The organism is Undibacterium sp. Dicai25W (assembly GCF_049340505.1).
Taxonomy (GTDB): Bacteria; Pseudomonadota; Gammaproteobacteria; order Burkholderiales; family Burkholderiaceae_D; genus Undibacterium; species Undibacterium jejuense.
The window spans coordinates 269,959-288,419 of record NZ_JBMPOQ010000004.1; the positions used below are offsets into that span (position 1 = coordinate 269,959).

An 18,461-nucleotide genomic window follows, 5' to 3' on the forward strand; every position below is an offset into this window, starting at 1 on the left:
CATAAGTGACGATACTCCCCCATAAATTTAGAATATTCAATCTACAATCAGCATTTTGTAAGGACAATATAAGAGCAAAAAAATATACTCATCCAGAGTATCTATTAGCGTCCACGCAATGTTACAAATTGACGCCACAGACTAAGCTAATTTCAATGGCAAACTTCGTAAGCGCTGACCGGTCAAAGCAAACACCGCGTTAGCCACCGCCGGCGCAATTGGCGGTACGCCTGGCTCACCTATTCCTTCGGGCGGTTCTGCACTTTTGATAATTTCGACTTCAATTTGTGGCGCCTCATTCATACGCAGCACTGCATAGTCATGGAAATTACTTTGGGCAACCTTACCCTCTTTAATCGTTATTTCGCCATGTAGCGCAGCACTCAGACCAAATACAATCGCCGATTCCATTTGCTGAGTAATGATATTTGGATTGACGGCAATCCCACAGTCAACGACACAAACGACTTTATGCACGCGAATTTGTCCGTTTTGCACAGAGACCTCGGCCACCTGCGCTACGATACTACCAAATGAACGGTGCAAAGCAATCCCGTGCGCACGCCCTTTAGGTGCTTGCCCCGCTTTGTTCATCGCCGCATCCAGCACTACCAGGTGACGTCGGTTATTACTCAACAGTTCGCGTCGGAGACTAACCGGTGTTTTACCAGCAGCATGAGCCAACTCATCAATAAAACTTTCTTTAAAAAAAGCATTGTGAGAATGCCCCACCGAACGCCAATAACCCAGTGGCACTGGTGTCGGTACAATCACATGAGAAATTTTTTGATTCGCAAATTGGTAAGGCATATCAAACTCGCCTTCCGCCGTTGTCTTATCAGGCCCTGCCCCTGGAACACCGAAAGTGCGCTGCAAAACCTGATGTGTTACCGAACCAGAAGCCGACTTATTCCGGTAAGCAACGACATTACCCTTGTCATCCAGCGCAGCATTAAAACGCGCCATCGCTGCAGGTCGATACATGTCGTGCGCCATGTCTTCTTCGCGACTCCAGATCAACTTGACTGGCAAACCATTAGTCTGCATGGCGATCGCCACAGCTTGCAACACCATATCCACCTCCAGACGGCGACCGAAGCCACCACCTAAGAAGCACATATTCAAATGCACTTTTTCCGCAGAAATTCCGGCCAATTTCGCAGCTACGTCGACAGCAATGCTTGGCACTTGCGTCGATACCCACAGCTCCAATTGACCATTCTTAAATTGCGCAGTGCAATTCATCGGCTCCATCGTTGCATGCGCAAGAAATGGCGCCCGATATTCTGCTGAGATCGTTTTTGTCGCTGCCTTTGAAGCAAGCATCGCCTCTGCATCACCCTGCTGGTAATAAGTAAAACCAGCCTCGGCATCAAGTTTTTGCGCCAGCTCTTTAAACACGGTTTCACTTGAAAGTTGACTATGCGCTCCTGCATCCCAATCAACAACAACGGCGTCTATTGCTTTTCTGGCTTCCCAGTAAGATTTAGCCACCACAGCAACGCCAGAAACCGAACGATCATCCAGCGATTTGGAGAGATCAATCACATTTAATACATTCGCCATTGCCAATGCTGACTTAGCATCGATACGCTTGATCTTGCCGCCAATTGTCGGGCTCAATTTCAATGCTGCATAGACCATCCCTTCAGGATGTGCATCAATACCAAACTGTGCAGTACCATTTACCTTCGCCGTCGTATCTGTTCGCGCTTGCGGACGACCAATGATGCGGAAATTTTTAGGATCTTTTAAACTTACAACACCTGGCTGCGATTCAACTGCTTTTGCAGCCAATTCACCGTAGGAGAGTTTTTTACCAGAAGAATGTAAAACAACGCCGTTTTCAGTATGACACTCACTGGTCGGCACAGACCATTCTTTTGCCGCTGCGGCAACCAACATTGCACGCGCCGTTGCACCAGCTTCACGCATTGGCAACCACGCATCTTTAACACTAGACGACCCACCAGTGACTTGCAATCCAAGTTCGCGCGCGGTTTTAGAGGTCATCCATTGCGCAATATGCTTGATTGTGCCGTTATCATCCGGATGAAACGGCAAACCATCTGCCAACATAGCTACATTGCCGTAAATTTTATCGATAGGTGCCGCCATCGTCTTTGTCTGCGATATGGCGACATCTAACTCTTCAGCCACTAACATTTGCAAGGCAGTATGTATTCCCTGCCCCATTTCACTTTTGTGCAAAGCGACTGTGACCATGCCATCTTTAGCAATTTTGATCCAACCATTTAAGGCGATTTCATTTTGATCAACGGGCAGGTCATGCGCCCCATGCAGACGTTGACGCGGTGGCATAAAACCCCAACCGACGATCAGCGCACCTGCGACGCCGAGACCTCCCAAGATAAAGCGACGCCTTCCTGATTTTTTTTCTTCTGTCATTCTCAAGTCTCCGTTTAATGCATTTTTTTATTTAAACTTCACTCTGCTTTTATTCCAACCCGAATTCTGCACACAAAAAAAAGGAACAAACTCATCACTTTTTTATTTATTTCGCCGCGGATAACCTTCAGCAAGTATCCTTTGCCACACAACTTCTTTTTGCTCCTGATTCATAAACACCCACTCTGCCACTTCGGCCACCGTTCTTCCACAACCACGACATACGTCATCAAAAGTTGTAGAACAAACCGCAACACAAGGCGTATCGGGGCGCTCGCTCGCTTTGTCCATATGAGATACCATAAAAATTCTGATTCGACATGCGAATTATCAACCCGCACTTTAAAATAAGACGATCGTTCGCGTCTTGACGTGCAAGATAATAACGCTAATTCTTCGCGCTGCGTTCAGTAATGCATTTCGTTAGTCAGCACTAAGATGCACTATAATTGACATTAACGAGCTTTAAGCACGAAAATGGCAGTTTTTTTGCTGCAATATGCTTATTTTTACGGTATTTTTGACAATAAACGAAATTATTTTCCTCTTATTTTGCGTCAAAATTTGCCCCCTATCACGATCAACACCAATGATGAGTCCGAGTGATGCAATGCTGATACTGGCATTCACATCTGAATAGCCGCTGGCTCACCGTTTTTAGAAAAAGAAATTCATGGCCAAAGATTTTTTGCAGACACTGATACTGTTGATTTTAGTAACGGATCCTTTCGGCAACGTTCCAATCTTCGTGAGTGCCTTATCCCACGTTTCACCCGAACGCCGCTGGCGTGTGATCGTACGCGAATGCGCGATTGCATTCATTTTGCTACTGTTATTTATGTTTTTTGGAAAAAGCTTTTTAACTGCGTTGCAGTTATCAGAAGTATCCATACGCATTGGCGGCGGCGTCATTTTGTTTTTAATTGCGCTGCGCATGGTCTTCCCTCAGGAAGGTGGCGTCTTTGGTGGCACCGAGGAAAATCACGAACCTTTTATCGTGCCTCTGGCTATTCCTGCTTTGGCGGGACCATCCTCACTTGCGACCGTTTTATTATTTTCTTCTGATAACAGTTCAGAGATCTTAGTTCATCTTGGCGCATTAACCGCAGTCGCAATTGTCTGGCTGGTTGTTCTGCTTGGCGCAGAACGCATGCAACGCGTTTTGGGCGCCCAAGTCATGACAGCGTTTGAACGCCTGATGGGCTTAATCCTTGCAGCCATGTCGATTGAAATGCTGCTTACAGGCATCAGGGAATATATTAAATCACTGGTCTAATGATGAACCTGTAAGAGTTGTTTGCTGCGGGAATAAGGAATCCTTTTCCGCAGCAAACAAATTGTGATTAAACGAAAAATAGCCCAATAAAAATAAAACAAGCGCGATTAAAAACTGTTTCAGATGCTGTCGATTCATATTCACGCCTCAGCCATTCCGGCCAGTTAGATAAGTCAGTTAAACTCCATCATCTACTCCCCCACGGTAGTTTAGGTGTGTGTTCAGATGATGTTTTTGTTATTAAACTCCACAATCTGCTCGCTTGTATAGCCAAGTTGCTGCAAGATTTCTTCATTATGCTCACCGAGCGTAGGACCCAACCATTGAGTAACGCCCGGGGTCTCAGACATCTTAGGCGTTATCGCTGGAACCTTGACGGGTGTGCCATCTTCAAAATGATGCTGCTCAAACATATTCCGCGCCAAAAATTGCGGATCAGACAGCATGTCACGCACAGAATAAATTTTACCGACGGGAACATCAGCAGCCTGCAATATTGACAAAGCGGAGTCTATTGTCTGGGTATCGCACCAAACTTGAATCGCACCATCAATTTCAGCCGTACGTGGAACACGTCCATCGTTACGCATCAACTGAACATCGTCCGCCAGATCATTGCGCTGTATTGCCTTCATCAGACGATGGAAAATCGCATCACCATTTCCGGCAATAACGATATTTTCACCATCTTTGGTTGTATACGTATTGGACGGAACAATGCCAGGCAAAGCGCCTCCAGTGCGTTCGCGCACAACGCCAGCGACATCAAACTCAGGCACTAACGATTCCATTAAGTTAAACACCGATTCATACAAGGCGACATCAACCATCTGCCCTTGCCCCGCAACGCACTGATCAGCGCGCTTACCGTTCCAACGACCACCGGTCACGTCGCGATGCCGCAGTGCCATCATTGCGCCGATCACACCATGCAAAGCTGCAACAGAATCGCCAATAGAAATACCAACCCTTACCGGTGGACGATCAGGATGTCCCGACACATAGCGCAAACCGCCCATCGCTTCGCCAATTGCCCCAAAGCCGGGTTGATCGCGCATCGGCCCTGTTTGTCCATAACCGGACAGCCGCACCATGATGGTAGCTGGATTGATTGCTTTTAAGGACTCGTAACCGAGATTCCATTTTTCCAAAACACCCGGGCGATAATTTTCGATGATGATATCGGCATCTAAGGCAAGACGCCGCGCAATTTCTTGTCCTTCGGGGCTTTTCATATTGAGACTCAGGCTCTTTTTGTTACGCGCCTGAACACTCCACCATAAAGACGTACCATCCTTTAGAACACGCCATTGGCGTATGGGATCGCCGCCTTCCGGCGATTCAATCTTAATGACCTCAGCACCAAACTCTGCCAACATTCGCGAACAAAATGGCCCAGCAATCAGCGTACCTAATTCGAGAACTTTAATTCCTGCCAAAGGACCATGTTTTTGCGCTGCCATAGGGATAAGCCTGACAAAAAATTGCGATAAATTTAGGAATAAGTTGAACTTTAGCGCACATTAAACAGAGCAGCCGATTCAGGTAGCTCGTCTGTCCAACATCGCACGCGCAATGGTTCCGGCATCAACATACTCAAGTTCGCCACCAACAGGAACACCACGCGCCAGACGACTCACTTTTAACCCGCGCGCCTTCAAGGTTTCACTGATGTAATGCGCAGTAGCTTCACCTTCGTTAGTGAAATTGGTGGCCAACACGACTTCGGTGACTGTGCCATTGGTAGCGCGAGTGATGAGCTTATCGAGATAAATATCTTTAGGTCCGATGCCATCCAAAGGAGATAAGCGCCCCATCAAGACAAAGTACAAACCCTTATAGGTTAATGTTTGCTCTATCATCATCTGATCTGCAGGGGTCTCGACCACACATAGCAGATGTGTATCACGTTCTTGATTCTGACAGGTTTCGCAAACATCAATTTCAGTAAAGGTATTGCAGGCGGCGCAATGCTGAATACGATCTACCGCATTCAGTAACGCATGCCCCAACGCTGATGCAGCTTCACGATCATGTTGCAGAAGATGATACGCCATGCGCTGTGCAGACTTAGGCCCAACGCCGGGCAAACGGCGCAGAGCCTCAGATAGATTTTCAAGGCTACCGCTTTTTTTCACGTTTTTGACGCTCAAAATGGCATTTTAAAGCCAGGTGGTAACGGCATACCCGCTGTCAGTCCAGCCATTTTTTCTTGGGAAGTCGCTTCTGCTTTGCGCACCGCATCGTTAAAAGCAGCTGCAACCAAATCTTCTAGCATATCTTTATCGTCACCCAACAAGGATGGATCGATAGTGACGCGTTTTACATCGTTTTTGCAAGTCATCACGACCTTGACCAAACCGGCGCCAGCCTGACCTTCAACTTCAATCAAAGCCAATTGATCCTGGGCTTTTTTCATGTTGTCTTGCATAGCCTGAGCTTGCTTCATCAAGCCTGCGAGTTGGTTTTTCATCATAAGAATATCTCCTGAAAAGAAAGGAATAAATTAAATTTAATTCGGTTGATTCGGTTTAAATAATAGATAAAGTGATCTGCATTAAGCCGGACGAACACTACCGGTCACAATTGCAGCACCAAATTCGCGCATTAAGGTCTGCACAAACGAATCACTCTGAATCGCTTGCTCTGCCTGTTGCTGACGCACTTCACGCTCAGCGACCGCCCTCGCATTGGCGGTGAGTTCGACCGCACCGATTTTTGTTTCCACCCGAATGGTTTTCGAGAAACGATCCGATAGCGCAGCAGACAGTTTATCTACGCTACCAGCCGATAACAGCGTCGGCAAAGGTACGCGAATCTCAAATACAAAGGCATTGCCATCCTGCCTGCAGTTTATCAATTCACTTTGCTGCGCCAATTGTTGCGCCACGCCGCGTACGGGCAAACTAGCAGCTAGCACTGGCCATTGCCCATCCCATTCCAGGGCAGGTACCACGCCACTCCATAAGCTACGATCAGCGCTAACAGGTTCAGTTGTCGGTATCTCGGCCACATGCTCCGGTTCGGATTCCATCAAAGTTTCAGCTTGAGAAGTTATCACAGCTGGACGTTGCCTGGCTACCGGAGCTGTAGATGGCGCAGAGACCTCAAATACATCCTCATCCCAAGGTGGTGGCATGTCATCCATCTCGACTGGCTGCATCTCGGACATCACCGTAATTGGAGCGACACGATTCATCACTGGCGCAGGTGGAACGACTCTCGCCATCGTAGAATCACTCCCGACTGGTACTGATGGAGTCAATGGTGCCGGCGTTTTTTGCACATCAATGGCAGGAGCCATAGAAGCAACAGCAGGCTCAACTCTTTCAAGAGGTTCCGGATTTAATGTGGCAGGTTTTGCCCCCGCACTCTTAGCACTTGCAGCCCGTGCGGCGGCCAAAGCGGCCATTGCCGGACTCACAGGTTTTGTAACACTAGCAGGAGTGGCTACAGGAGCAGCCGCATTTACTGGGGTAACCACGGCCTTAGCAGCCGTTGATACCGACAATGCGGCTGACGCACCCGGCGCTGCAACACGAGTAGATGGAGCAGTTGCGTTTGCTGGCACAACGGTTCCGCGATTGACGTTCAGCGCTGGTGGGCTACCAACATCATTGACTGAAACTAAAGCCCCACCCTCGACAGGCCGAAATGCCAGCATACGCAACAAGGTCATGCTAAAACCAGCATATTCGTCGGGCGCCAAAGCCAATTCATTGCGGCCGTGTACCGCAATCTGATAAAACAACTGCACTTCTTCTTTGCTAAACGTACTCGCCAGTCGCAATACATGCTCGCGTTCAGGCAAGTCATCTCCTACAGCAGCCGGCACCATCTGTGCAACAGCAATCTGATGCAATAAGGTACCCAAATCCTGTAAGGCCGCTTTGTAAGACAAACTTCTTGCCGACATTTCGTCCGCAACATCGAGCAAACTCTTACCATCATTGACAGCTAAGGCGTCCAGCAAGCGAATAAGATAGGACTGATCCAAGGCTCCCAACATGCCCTGCACTGCTTCAAGACTGACTTTGCCAGCTGCATATGCGATTGCCTGATCTGTCAGAGACAAAGCGTCACGCATAGAGCCATGCGCACCCTGCGCCAACAAGCGCAAAGCAGGTTGCTCAAATTCTATGAATTCTTGCCCGAGAATATTTTCCAGATGACCAACAATGTGGCCAGGCGGCATTTGTTTGAGGTTAAATTGCAGGCAGCGCGACAACACCGTCACCGGGATTTTTTGCGGATCGGTCGTCGCTAAAATAAATTTGACGTGTTCAGGCGGCTCTTCCAAAGTCTTCAGCATTGCATTGAATGCGTGATTGGTGAGCATGTGCACCTCGTCGATCATATACACTTTAAAACGTGCATTCGACGGTGCATAAATCGCCTGCTCCAGCAAGGACGCCATTTCATCGACGCCGCGATTTGAAGCCGCATCCATTTCTATGTAGTCAACAAAACGCCCCGCATCAATTGCTGTACAAGCATCACATACGCCACAAGGGTTTGCAGTGATACCTTTTTCACAATTGAAAGATTTAGCCAGTATCCGTGACAGGGTCGTTTTACCTACCCCACGTGTTCCTGTAAATAAATAGGCGTGATGCAGCCGCTGCTGCTCGAGCGCATGAGTTAAAGCACGGACCACGTGCTCTTGCCCCACCAGCGTTTCAAAGCTTTTGGGACGATATTTTCGGGCGAGAACTTGATAAGACATTCTGAGATTTTACCCTATTCAGAAAGCGGAAAAGTGATCAGCATGATGGAATTTGCAAATATCCCATCACCAAAGCGTTTAACTGCATAGAAAATTCTGGATTTTTCAACTTTTGGGGCGACAACATTAGTGTTTGATATAACACGCCATAGACCGCCGCATGCACCAACTCTGGCAGTTTGCCCGGATATTGATCAAGATCGCAACTAGCGCGAAATAGCATCCCCCAAATATCCGCTATTTTAAGATACAAAGCATTAAAAGCCCGCCTATCAGAGATTTGTCTCTCTAATAAAATCAAGGCAGACCATTCTTCAACTTGCTTTGCGTGCAATTCAATCAAACGATCAAGCACATACTGCATCCCTTCAAGTAATGGCCTGCCCTGCATTTCTGCTATCCAAGCCTCCATACATACGCCAACATTCAAAAAACGCTGCTGCATACAATGCGCAGCAATCGATCTCTTACCAGGAAAATACTCATACAAAGTACCTACCCCAACACCTGCCACCAAAGCGATATCGCGCATGGTCAGACTGGAATAACCCTTCTCAACCAAAAGCCGAACAAAAGCTTCCAGAATTGCTCCCTGCGTCAACATTGAGCGCTGCTGCACCGGCCTGCGCCTTGATTTTAGTGATTCCGCGACATCATTCATTTATATTTTTTCGAATTACAAACACGAACATACGGCAAAGATTTAAACGTTACACTAAGTTTAAAACTTAGCATTAACATTATTAATACATAAGAACAACTCAAGGAGACGACATGCAATGGCACACTCATGAAATAAGCAATCAGGTTCCGGAGCTGCAAGACTACAATATTTTCACTCAGGACAGCGCATTAATGCATGCGGTCAGCTATTTTGGCGCCGACTGGCAAACTGAAACACTGCAACAGTCCGGTGAACTACTCGGTCGCGCCAGCACATTACAACTCGGCGAACTTGCCAACCGGCACCTGCCAGAATTACACACCCACAACCGTATCGGCGAGCGTGTAGACCGCGTTGAATTTCATCCGAGCTGGCATCAACTCCTTGGCTTACTGCGCCAGCAAGGCCTGCACGCCGCACCATGGGCAAATCCCAAAGCAGGTGCCCATGTAGCGCGCGCTGTGGGCTATTTCATGCAAGCGCAAGTTGAATCGGGTTCACTTTGCCCGACGACAATGACTTTCGCTGCTATTCCGGTGCTTCAAAATGAACCTGGATTATTTGCGTTACTGAAGAACAAGTTATTTAGTAACGAACATGATGCCAACGATATACCTATTGCACAAAAAAAATCGATCCTTATCGGCATGGGCATGACCGAGAAACAAGGCGGCTCTGATGTGCGCACCAACACCACGATCGCCCGCCTAATGAACAACGATGGCAAAGAAGGACGCGGTGAGGCTTATTTACTGACTGGCCACAAGTGGTTTTTTTCTGCACCCATGTGTGATGCGCATCTGGTACTGGCGAATACAGAGAAAGGTTTATCCTGCTTTTTTGTTCCACGCTGGAGACTTGATGGCAGCAAAAATTCCATTCACATACAAAGACTCAAAGACAAACTCGGTAATAAATCCAACTCCAGCAGCGAAGTAGAATTTATGGATGCTTTTGGCATCATGGTCGGCGCCGAAGGAAGAGGGATTCCAACGATTATCGAAATGGCCAACCTGACCCGACTCGATTGCGTGATCGGCAGTGCCGCGCTGATGCGTCAAGCACTGAGCCAAGCGATGCACCACGCTCGCCATCGTCAGGCGTTTGGCAAACTTCTGATCGAGCAGCCTTTGATGCGCAACGTGCTTTGTGATCTGGCATTGGAAAGTGAAGCTGCAAGCTATCTGATGCTGAAATTAGCGCAAGCCCTGGATCATCCAGATGACCCGCTACAAAAAGCATGGAAACGCATCCTCACACCTGCGGCAAAATTTTGGATCTGTAAGCGCGCATTAGAATTCACCGGTGAATGCATGGAAGTCTGGGGTGGTAATGGTTATGTAGAAACTGGCCCCATGGCAAGACTGTATCGAGAAGCCCCGGTCAACTCGATTTGGGAAGGATCTGGCAATGTCATGTGCCTGGACGTATTGCGAGCGATAGAAAGAGACCCTGAAGGAATGCAATTGCTGATTGCCGAATTGAATGCATCAACATCCGCGACGGTCAGAAAAATGGCAAGCGATCTCACCTCTGATTTGAGTACAACCCCTGAACACCAGGAAATGAACGCCAGACGATTTACACAAAAATTAGTTCTTGCGGCGCAAAGCCTGCTTATGCATGAACTGGCACCTACTGCAATTGCCGATGTTTTTTCGCTTAGCAGATACGATGCGCACGGAGGCAAGGTCTACGGCACACTCAATTGTTCGGTTAGCATTGAATTACAACAAAGCATCCTTTACCGTGCATTTCCACCATTTCAACAACCAGCTACACCTTAAAAACCCGCTAAAAAAAATCAAACACAGCAGACGTACATTCAATGCGGAGCAATCAAATTTCATCGTTGACTGCTCTGCAAAATTGACTCGACCTGCCCAGATCCATGCAACAAATTTGCATACAGCGCATCACGGCTTCTCAGCTCTTCACGCAAACCCGCCACCTCGCGACTTAAAGCGCGAATATCTGCGTGTAGTTCGCGCTCAAGCGCCGCTTCTTCCTCCCCCACAAATAGAGCCGCAATATTTGCCGTTACGATCGAGAACATAGCGTAGCCAAAAAGCACAATAAAAACCGCGAATATTTTAGACGCTGGCGTCGATGGAACAATATCACCATAACCCACTGTCGCTACAGTCGTAAAGGCCAGCCAGACGCCATTCGAATACGTATTAACATTTGGTTCCAACCAATAAAATCCAGCACCCGCAGAAGTCAGCATAAGTACTGCTAAGGACATCATTTTCGCCAGATGCCCAGGCCTGACCTGCTGCAGCACTAGCGTAGCGATGCGCAACACGATGGCTGCGCACAAAGCAAGTCGCAACAACCATTGCACCACGCCCCAATCAGATGGTGCGGGCAAGGCACTAAGAATACAGCCACAGATAATACCTATATCCAGAGCCATTTTGCCACTACGATGACGTCCTACACGGTTTCGGCGCCATTGAATCATGGTATCCAAGGACATCAATAATGCTGAACAACCGTAGCTTACCCGTCCATAAAAACGAAGCGAATCTGTCTCACCATCGAGTAACAAATAAAATGCCGGAATACTCAACAGTAAGCCAGCCAGCAATAGCGGCCGCGATAGAAAAGAAAAAAAGCGCTGACTTAAAGCAGAAGCATTAACTCGCTGCTTATTTTTTTGACGTCTATTTTTCATTCCAGTCTCCGCACTAATAATTTTAAACATCATTACGTTTTATTTGCCAATGGTCTTGATATCCAACAAACCAACATAAGAAATGAAATAACACCACGAGAACTGGATAACAGCAACGACACCGAACACCGACCCAGTCCATAGATATGGGGCCAAGATACCGACCACACAAAGCGAATCACTACCCAATGATGGCATTGGGTAAGTTGGTGAAATTATTATTGATAGGGGATTACTCGGCAATTTTGCGCTTATCGCCACTTCCTATGAATATGAAGGAATCGTCTTAAGGGCTATTATGGCAAAGTACGATATATAGCTCACGGCAACACCTTCAACTCCATTTCGCCGCCGCCATTGATCACATCAACAAATAAGATCTGTTTCGATGTGGAAATAAGAAAAAATATAACTTATGTTGAAAATTAAAACCGGCAAAAAATAATATCCTCCCATCGGTTTTTTATAAATTTTCTTGGAAGATCATAATGACAGCACTTCATTTATACACGCCACAACCAATAAAATAATCATCCACTTTTTCTACATACGTAGATTTAGTTTCGAGCATTTTTGTCACGGGGTTAGGCCACTGGTAATCTACCCAACCCTTCCCTGCACTCTTCACAACCGCCAACATTTCCTTGACGACAAACCTATCTCCGACCTTCAAGTCAATCATATTCTTGCCATTCATTTTTGGATTATTTCCGTGACTCAAGTTTACGCCATTGAGATCATAGGCAAAAAGATACAAATCACGGTCGTGAAAATCCTTGTTGGATTTATTGGCAAACTCGACAAAAGCTTTTTCTTTACCATTTTCTTTAATATAGCTAAGACCTCTTTTAACCATCGCCACCGCCTCATCTGGGCTAGCTCGATCTCCAGCTGCAAATACCGGCGAAACCAACAACAAGCTAAACAAACTAATGAATATGCTTCTACGTAGAAGTAACATGCTTGCCTCCCTGAATGTATGTCGAAAGTAAAATAATGCCCAAGCAATACCCTTGGAAATTTTACTATGAGAACAAGTACCGATCTAAATTTGCAAAACAATAGATGTACTAATTCATTTATCAGATTAATTAAAAAATCTCAAAAGACAAGCTAATTAGAGAAGTGCAATGAAAAACAAAGGGAAATTAAGGGGAGAAATAAAACAGAAGCGCAATACAGAAAAGTAAGCAGGAAGATTGAGATGGAAAGACCAAATACTAAGTTGGCGAGCCTGGTCTGCGGCACTTGCGGGAAATGACTGTGGCTGCTTCGTTCCCGACCTGACCAGATTGGCCATGCCGCAATGCGCAGGGGCCCGCCAGCGGCAATTATAGCGCAAACAACTCAAGCCGTGGAGGCATTTATAAAATCAGGAATCACTTTCCTTTGTTATTTCATACAAAAACTTCGAATCCTATGACGATTTTTTTGCATTCTATCCACATAAAAATGAGTTTCGTCTTATCGCGGTAGAAATTTTCATTACTTCAGATTAAATTCTTGACATCTCAAAATCCCATAAGGATGATGAGATATCTTTTCAAAATAACAACCAGGGACGCAAAATGGAACTTCGCATACAACATCTTTCTAAACAATATAGCAATGGTGTACAAGCTTTAAACGATATCAGCCTGACTATCCCAGCCGGCATGTTTGGCTTACTCGGCCCAAATGGCGCCGGCAAGTCAACATTAATGCGCACCCTCGCGACACTGCAAGATGCAGATTCGGGAACGGCGCATCTGGACGCCATTGATATCCGCACCCATAAAGATGATATTCGTCGCCTACTCGGCTATCTGCCACAGGATTTCGGTCTTTACCCCAAAGTGAGTGCCTATGATTTACTGGAACATTTTGCGTTACTTAAGGGGATCGATAACCGAAAAGAGCGCAAGGAAGTAGTTGAAGCCCTACTTCATCAAACCAATTTATACAATGTGAAAAATAAACACGTAGGCGGTTTTTCTGGCGGTATGCGTCAGCGTTTTGGTATTGCGCAGGCACTGATCGGCAATCCAAAATTGATCATCGTCGATGAACCTACTGCAGGTCTCGATCCGGAAGAACGAGTACGCTTCCATAACCTTCTGTCCGATATTGGTAATGACAAAATCGTGATTCTGTCCACACATATAGTGGAAGACGTCGCCGACCTCTGCAATAACATGGCGGTAATTAATAAAGGACAAGTGATTTTAAAAGGACAGCCCTTACCCTTAATTGATTCGATTCAAGGCAAAATCTGGAAGCGCTTCATAGAAAAATCCGAGCTTACTCAATTCCAACAGAATTACAGTGTCATATCTAGTCGCCTCACATCAGGTCGCACTTTAATCCACGTCTACGCTGACCACCAACCTGCAGACGGCTTTACTCAAGCACATGGCAACCTGGAAGATGTCTACTTCGCGGCCATGGCAGGTCTTCTCAAAACAGATGTACATGTCAATCACAACAGCAATGTCCGCGTCGCTTAAGGAGTGAGTATGTTAGCTATCATGTCTTTTGATCTGCGGCAAAAATTCCGCAGCATATCTACCTACGTTTACTTTCTCATGTTTTTCTCATTGGCGATGCTGTGGATGGCGGCAGCGGGTGGAGTATTTTCGGGTGCAACGGTCAGCTTTGGAGGTAAAACATATATTAACGCGCCTTCATCGGTTTCGCAGACCATTACATTTTTAGGTTTTTTTGGAACGGTGATCGTTGCCGCGATGATGGGTCGCGCTATCCAGCAAGATACCGAAAATAATATCTGGCACTTTTTTTACACGTCACCAATTAACAAATATCAATATTTATCTGGACGTTTCCTCGGTGCTTTTTTGACGCTGATCGTCATTTTTTCCAGCGTCGGGCTTGGTGCATGGTTAGGCTGCTACTTACCGGGTCTTGAAGCGGTGCGTCTTGGACCGAATCAACCGATGGCTTACATACTCCCTTATCTCTATTCATTAATTCCAAATTTTTTGATTTTTGGCGCATTGTTTTTCACGATGGGTGCGCTGCTACGTCGCATGTTGCCAGTTTATGTGGCAAGCGTATTTTTACTCATCGGCTATTTAGCATCTGGCCATCTGCTCGGCGATTTGGATAATAAGACGCTTGCTGCGTTGATTGACCCATTTGGCTCCAGAGCTATTAGTCATCTCACCGAATATTGGAGTGTCGCAGACAAAAACACCCGATTGGTTCCTCTGAGTGGCATCTATCTGACCAATCGCCTGATTTGGTGTGCCTTTGGCATCATCATGATGGGACTATGCTTCTGGCGTTTCAATTTTTCTGCCGCCAACATCAGTGGTAAGCAAAAGAAAGAAGTAGCTCAAGCAGCACCAGTTATTAAACAAGTTCCAGTAGTGCACACCAACTTCTCCAAAATGAGCTTGTGGCACATATTTGTTGCACAAACAAAATTGAATCTGCGTGAGACCGTAAAAAATATTTACTTCATCGCGATTGCCTTGTGCGGCATCCTGTTTATGGCATCGACCGCACCCGTTATTACAAAAATGTTCGGCACATCGACCTATCCTGTGACTTACGCTGTGCTGGAGGTACTAAGTGGAAGCTTTGCGCTCTTTATGCTGATCATTACCACGTTTTATGCCGGGGAATTGGTGTGGCGTGAGCGCAATGCAAGGATCTCACAGTTATTTGATACCCTGCCCATTCCTAATGCACTTCCATTCCTGTCTAAGCTAAGTTCACTCATTTTATTGCAAGGTATTTTGCTATTTATACTGATGCTATTCGGGATTGCGTTCCAAACTATTAAGGGTTATCACAATTACGAAATATCAGAATACGTGTATCAATTATTCCTTATGCAGTGGCCAGATTATATGCTGGTTGCCGTGTTAGCGATGGCAATTCAAGTCATCGTCAATAATAAATACGTTGGCTATTTCTTGATGATTGCCTATTACGTAGCACAGGTATCTTTACCAAGTCTTGGCTTTGAGCATGCTATGCTGGTCTACGGAAATACGCCAAGCATTACTTATTCCGCAATGAACGGCTATGGTCACTTCTTGCCTCGCTTACGTTGGACTGAGGCCTATTGGGCTGGCTCTGCACTGATTCTGGTCGCAGCTTCAATGTTGTTCTGGGTGCGTGGAACGACAACCGACTGGAGTGGCCGCATTCGCCTTGCCAAGTTAAATTCTGGTAACTCGACCAGCTTTATTGCGGCCGTTGGTGCGATCTGCTTTATTGGTACGGGCAGCATTTTGTTTTATTTCTATAACGTTCTGAATACTTACAAAAATACTTACGACAAACAAACGGATCAGGCAAATTACGAGAAGCAATACAAGCAATTTGAAGCTGTGCCGCAACCGCGCATTACCGACGTCAAAATGAATGTTGATATTTTCCCAGACGATCGTAGCGCTCATATCAGCGGTGATTATGTTTTGACGAATCGTAGTAACACCACGATTAGCGAGATATTTATCACGCAAGATGATAAGGTCAAAATTAATGATTTCAAATTCGATAGAGAAAACACGACAAAAATCAATGATCGCGCCCATGGCTTCTACAGCTATAAGCTAAAGCAGCCCTTACTGGCCGGTGAAAAAATGGCACTACATTTTGAACTTACTGCTGACCCAAAAACGTTCTTAGGCATGAGCCAAAGCAAAACAGTCCTCAATAACGGTACTTTCTTCAATAGCCAATTGATGCCGCACATCGGCTATCAAGCAGGCGTCGAACTGGTTGAAGATAAGGATAGGCGCAAGTTGGGTTTGAAAGAGAAAGAACGCATGGCGGGGCGCGACGACGTCAAAGCGCTCCAAAATAACTATATCTCGAATGATGCTGACCTGATCAACTTTGACGCTGTCGTTTCAACCAATGCGGATCAGATGGCGATAGCTCCTGGTAAGTTCGACCGCGAATGGAGCAAAGATGGACGCCGCTACTTCCATTACAGTCTAGATAAACCGATCTGGAATTTCTACGCTTTCCAATCGGGAAAATACGAAGTTAAAAAAGCACAGTGGAACGATGTTGCCATTGAGATTGACTACCAAAAGGGACACGAATACAACCTCGATCGCATGATCCTGGGCGTACAAAAATCGCTCGACTACTACACCAAAAACTATAGCCCTTACCAGCACAACATGGTCAGGATTATCGAGTTCCCAAGGTACGAAGGTTTCGCGCAGGCTTTTCCGAATACGATTCCTTTTTCTGAATCGATAGGATTTATTGCCAAGGTGGACGATAGTGACCCAAAAGATCTTGATTATCCGTTTTATGTTACTGCTCATGAGGTAGCGCATCAATGGTGGGCACATCAGGTTCTTGCCGGAAATACGCAAGGGGCTACCGTGCTTTCAGAAACGCTGGCACAGTATTCAGCTCTGATGGTGATGAAGCATCAATATGGTGATGCGAAAATGCGCCGATTCCTGAAATTTGAATTAGACCGTTACCTCATGGGGCGCGGACAAGAGCGCAAAAAAGAGCTGCCTTTAGCTTTAAACGAAGATCAACAATACCTGCACTATCGCAAAGGTAGCGTTGTCATGTATCTGCTGCAGGATCAGATTGGCGAAGATAAAGTCAACGAAGCCTTAAGAGATGTGATTAATCAATATGGCGGGAAAGGTGCACCTTATCCAAATAGCCGAGTCTTAGTTGATGCCATTCGTAAGGTAACACCAGCCGACAAACAATCATTGATCGACGATTTGTTTGATTCCATTATTTTGTTTGAAAACCGTGCACTGTCCGCAACTGCTAAGCCATTAAGCGATGGCAAGTATGAAGTCAGCATGAAAATCGAAGCTGGAAAGTTCAAAGCAGACGAATTAGGCGCTGAGAAAGAAGTCCCATTGCATGAATGGATGGATATCGGTGTCGACGACAAAGATGGCAACCCCTTGTTACGCGAACGTCGATTTATTGATCGTAAAAACATGTCGTTCACGGTTGTTGTCAAAGGTGAGCCTGCAAAAGCTGGCATCGACCCTGACAACAAGTACATAGACAGAACGCCGGATGACAATCTGGTTAAAGTCGATATACTCAATAGCAAATCATAAGTTTTTACTTGCGCTTTAAAAGAGGAGGCACGCCCTCCTCTTTTCATTTTAGCAGCCCGGATCTGATGCATCACCGATTGTCAACACCGCGCACAAATGTTATCGTAAAAACAATTTCAATTTCAATTTCCAAACGAGGCCTGCCATTAATGCGCGGCTTTTGAGTCATTCACAGTTCGGGAGTATTGTTTGGAATAGACACGTAGTAGCCATTGGATACCGATCTAATGTCAGTTATTCCGAATCTTTACAGTTGCTTGCATGTGTTTTTTATAATGTCTGACACTACAAACACAATGGTAAGCATTGGATCATATGCCGAACAATCAAGAAAAATTAATCGATATCCGCAGAAAATTAAAGGTAAGCACCCGGTGAAGTCATCTTAAGGTTAAGAGCGTATGTAACCCTCCCGTAAAATCAAGCCATGCATAACCAGAGTTCTTGAGGCAAACTTATATGCCAAAGGAGAACAGAAATGCGTAAGAGCAGATTTACAGAGACACAGATCATTGGAATATTGAAAGCGGTTTCTGCAATCGACGTTGATTTACTGGTTCGTGCCATGTCTATGGGTAAATTGCATCATGCCATGATGGGTACGGCAGCGGTAGCCATTGGTACCGCAGCGGCGA

The 18,461-nt window shown here is 46.1% G+C and carries 13 protein-coding genes, 1 other RNA gene and 1 pseudogene; 5 read left to right on the plus strand and 10 right to left on the minus strand.

Going from position 1 to position 18,461, the window contains the following annotated elements:
- Positions 1-141: 141 nt before the first annotated feature.
- Both ACO0KY_RS07415 and ACO0KY_RS07420 read right to left on the minus strand, forming a co-directional pair.
- Entirely contained in the window at positions 142-2,409 is a 2,268-nt protein-coding gene (locus ACO0KY_RS07415) for a molybdopterin cofactor-binding domain-containing protein (RefSeq protein WP_423045076.1), read from the minus strand.
- Positions 2,410-2,511: 102 nt separating this feature from the next.
- Positions 2,512-2,700: a DUF1289 domain-containing protein gene (locus ACO0KY_RS07420; protein WP_423045077.1), complete on the minus strand. Its 189-nt coding sequence runs from the start codon at positions 2,698-2,700 to the stop codon at positions 2,512-2,514.
- A gap of 382 nt (positions 2,701-3,082) precedes the next feature.
- On the opposite strand from ACO0KY_RS07420, the gene ACO0KY_RS07425 reads away from it, so the two are divergent.
- On the plus strand, positions 3,083-3,685 hold the full coding sequence (locus tag ACO0KY_RS07425) for a MarC family protein (RefSeq protein WP_423045078.1): 603 nt from the start codon (positions 3,083-3,085) through the stop codon (positions 3,683-3,685).
- A gap of 221 nt (positions 3,686-3,906) precedes the next feature.
- On the opposite strand, the gene ACO0KY_RS07430 is transcribed toward ACO0KY_RS07425, so the two are convergent.
- The 5 genes from ACO0KY_RS07430 to ACO0KY_RS07450 all read right to left on the minus strand — a co-directional run bounded on the left by ACO0KY_RS07430 (position 3,907) and on the right by ACO0KY_RS07450 (position 9,015).
- On the minus strand, positions 3,907-5,148 hold the full coding sequence (locus ACO0KY_RS07430) for a CaiB/BaiF CoA transferase family protein (RefSeq protein WP_423045079.1): 1,242 nt from the start codon (positions 5,146-5,148) through the stop codon (positions 3,907-3,909).
- 78 nt (positions 5,149-5,226) lie between these two features.
- Positions 5,227-5,823 (minus strand): recombination mediator RecR, encoded by a 597-nt coding sequence (gene recR / locus ACO0KY_RS07435; protein ID WP_186911694.1) that lies wholly within the window; start codon positions 5,821-5,823, stop codon positions 5,227-5,229.
- A gap of 11 nt (positions 5,824-5,834) precedes the next feature.
- Positions 5,835-6,161 carry a YbaB/EbfC family nucleoid-associated protein gene (locus ACO0KY_RS07440; RefSeq protein WP_186911602.1) on the minus strand — a complete coding sequence of 109 codons (327 nt, stop codon included), beginning with the start codon at positions 6,159-6,161 and terminating at the stop codon, positions 5,835-5,837.
- An 81-nt stretch (positions 6,162-6,242) separates the two neighbouring features.
- Positions 6,243-8,411, minus strand: coding sequence for a DNA polymerase III subunit gamma/tau (locus tag ACO0KY_RS07445; protein ID WP_423045080.1), 2,169 nt, complete (start codon positions 8,409-8,411; stop codon positions 6,243-6,245).
- 37 nt (positions 8,412-8,448) lie between these two features.
- On the minus strand, positions 8,449-9,015 hold the full coding sequence (locus ACO0KY_RS07450) for a TetR/AcrR family transcriptional regulator (protein ID WP_423045081.1): 567 nt from the start codon (positions 9,013-9,015) through the stop codon (positions 8,449-8,451).
- A 170-nt stretch (positions 9,016-9,185) separates the two neighbouring features.
- Between ACO0KY_RS07450 and ACO0KY_RS07455 the strand changes: the two genes are divergently transcribed.
- On the plus strand, positions 9,186-10,862 hold the full coding sequence (locus tag ACO0KY_RS07455) for an isovaleryl-CoA dehydrogenase (RefSeq protein ID WP_423045082.1): 1,677 nt from the start codon (positions 9,186-9,188) through the stop codon (positions 10,860-10,862).
- A gap of 59 nt (positions 10,863-10,921) precedes the next feature.
- Here ACO0KY_RS07455 and ACO0KY_RS07460 read toward each other — a convergent pair whose 3' ends face one another.
- The 3 genes from ACO0KY_RS07460 to ffs all read right to left on the minus strand — a co-directional run bounded on the left by ACO0KY_RS07460 (position 10,922) and on the right by ffs (position 13,078).
- The gene (locus tag ACO0KY_RS07460; RefSeq protein WP_423045083.1) at positions 10,922-11,755 is read right to left on the minus strand and encodes a potassium channel family protein; all 834 of its coding nucleotides are present in this window, start codon (positions 11,753-11,755) and stop codon (positions 10,922-10,924) included.
- A 499-nt stretch (positions 11,756-12,254) separates the two neighbouring features.
- Positions 12,255-12,716 (minus strand): cache domain-containing protein, encoded by a 462-nt coding sequence (locus ACO0KY_RS07465; protein ID WP_423045084.1) that lies wholly within the window; start codon positions 12,714-12,716, stop codon positions 12,255-12,257.
- Positions 12,717-12,979: 263 nt separating this feature from the next.
- Positions 12,980-13,078: signal recognition particle sRNA small type (ffs, locus tag ACO0KY_RS07470), an RNA gene on the minus strand.
- A gap of 245 nt (positions 13,079-13,323) precedes the next feature.
- Here ffs and ACO0KY_RS07475 point away from each other — a divergent pair.
- The 3 genes and pseudogenes from ACO0KY_RS07475 to ACO0KY_RS07485 all read left to right on the plus strand — a co-directional run.
- Positions 13,324-14,241, plus strand: a complete 918-nt coding sequence (locus ACO0KY_RS07475; RefSeq protein WP_186911597.1) for an ABC transporter ATP-binding protein — start codon at positions 13,324-13,326, stop codon at positions 14,239-14,241.
- A gap of 9 nt (positions 14,242-14,250) precedes the next feature.
- Positions 14,251-17,826, plus strand: coding sequence for a M1 family aminopeptidase (locus ACO0KY_RS07480; RefSeq protein ID WP_423045085.1), 3,576 nt, complete (start codon positions 14,251-14,253; stop codon positions 17,824-17,826).
- A gap of 523 nt (positions 17,827-18,349) precedes the next feature.
- Positions 18,350-18,461, plus strand: a pseudogene (locus ACO0KY_RS07485) (PrpF domain-containing protein); the annotation flags it as partial.